Raw genomic sequence first — 1,819 nt, 5'->3', positions numbered from 1 at the left:
GGCCTCGGGGGCGCGCAGGACGCGGGCGATGAGGCGGGCGGTGGGGCCCGGTGAGAGCAGCGAGTCGCCGGCCGCGACCGTGCGGATGGCATCGAGGAGTTCGGCCGGGCGGATGTCCTTCAGCAGGAAGCCCGAGGCTCCGGCGCGCAGCGCGTCGACGACGTGCTCGTCGGTGTCGTACGTCGTGAGGACCAGCACCTTCACGCCCGCGAGGTCCTCGTCCGCGGCGATCAGGCGGGTGGCCTCGATGCCGTCGAGTCCGGGCATGCGGATGTCCATGACGACGAGGTCGGCGCGTTCCCTGCGGGCCGCCTCGACGGCCTCCCTGCCGTTGCTCGCCTGACCGACGACCTCCATGTCGGGGGCGGACTCGACGAGCATGGCGAAGGAGGCCCGTACGAGGTTCTGGTCGTCGGCCAGGACGACCCTGATCATGTTCAACTCCGGCTCTCCTCCTGCGGGGCGAGGGGCAGCAGCGCGGTCACCGCGAACCCGCCCCCGTCGCGCCGTCCCGCGGTGACGGTGCCGCCCACGCTGCGGGCGCGTTCACGCATCCCGATGATGCCGAAGCCGGGCGGGGTGGACGGCTCGGGGGCGCGGCCGTCGTCGGTGACCGTTACCGTGAGCGCCGCGGCGCCGTCGGCGTCCCGGACCGACTCGACCTCCACGCGTACGGCGACGCCCGGTCCGCCGTGGCGCACGGAGTTGGTAAGGGCCTCCTGGACGATGCGGTAGGCGGCGGCGCCGACCGCCGCCGGGACGCGGGGGCCCTCGGCGACACTGAGCGAGACCTTGGCGCCGCTCGCCTCGGCGGACCGTACGAGTTCGGGCAGACCGCTCAGCTCCGGCAGCGGACCGCCGTGGCCGGGGCCCTCACCGGGTTGGTCGCCCCCGCCGTCCGCACGCAGGACTTCGAGGGTGGTGCGCAGTTCGGCACGGGCGTCGCGGCAGGTCTCGGCGATGCCGTCGAGGGCCTTGGCGACGGCGGCGCGGTCGAGCCGGCCGGGGTCGACGGTCAGGACGTGGGAGGCGACGGAGGTCTGCACCCCGATGAGGGTGATGCTGTGGGCGAGGAGGTCGTGCAGGTCGCGTGCGATGCGCAGGCGCTCCTCGGCGACGCGGCGGGCGGCCTCCTCCTCCCTGGTGCGCTCGGCGCGTTCGGCGCGGTCCACGATGGAGGCGACGTACCGCCGCCAGATCCGCACGTCCACGCCGATGAACAGGATGGCCATGATCCAGCCGGAGATGCGCAGGAGCTCGATCCCCCGGTCGGCGTCGATGCTGATCATCACGGTCACGATGACCGCGACGACGCCGGTGCCGATGAGCACCGTGCGCAGCGGGCGGCCCGTCACCGCCACCGTGTAGAGCGCGACGAACGTCGTGGCGAGCGGCGCGCTGTGCGCGTTGTCCAGGGCGTGGTACGGCAGCAGCAAGCAGACGGCGATCAGGAGGACGAGGACGGGGCGCCTGCGCCGCCAGACCAGTGGCACGGTGCTGCCGGCGAGCAGCGCCCAGCCGAGGGCGTCGGGCACCCTGGTGTCGTCGGAGAACAGTCCGACGAGGACGGCGAACACGGCCGCGCCCAGGGCGACGAGCGTGTCGGTGCGCAGCTGGTGCGGTGCTTCGAGGGGGTCGCGGGCGACGAACGCGGTGATGCGCTCGACCGGGTTCAGCCTGGGTAGGGGGCGCGGCCGCGCGGCCGGCGCGGTCTCGGTGCGCGTCTCGGTACGCCGGGTGAGGACTGCCACGGCCCCATCCTCCGTCACGCCACCCGCCCACGGGGAGGGGCCCCCGGCCCCTCCCCGCTGGCCCGGCA

The 1,819-nt window shown here is 74.3% G+C and carries 2 protein-coding genes; both read right to left on the bottom strand.

The window, feature by feature from the left end:
• On the bottom strand, nucleotides 1-435 hold a 435-nt coding region (locus GUY61_RS37955), incomplete at its 3' end, for a response regulator transcription factor (protein WP_208106961.1).
• A 2-nt stretch (nucleotides 436-437) separates the two neighbouring features.
• On the bottom strand, nucleotides 438-1,751 hold the full coding sequence (locus GUY61_RS37950; RefSeq protein ID WP_166634836.1) for a histidine kinase: 1,314 nt from the start codon (nucleotides 1,749-1,751) through the stop codon (nucleotides 438-440).
• Nucleotides 1,752-1,819 lie beyond the last annotated feature (68 nt).

The organism is Streptomyces sp. GC420, assembly GCF_009916105.1.
In the GTDB taxonomy this organism is placed as follows: Bacteria; Actinomycetota; Actinomycetes; order Streptomycetales; family Streptomycetaceae; genus Streptomyces.
The sequence above is the reverse complement of the archived record's forward strand: the minus strand, read 5'-3'. Positions and strand labels throughout refer to the sequence as shown.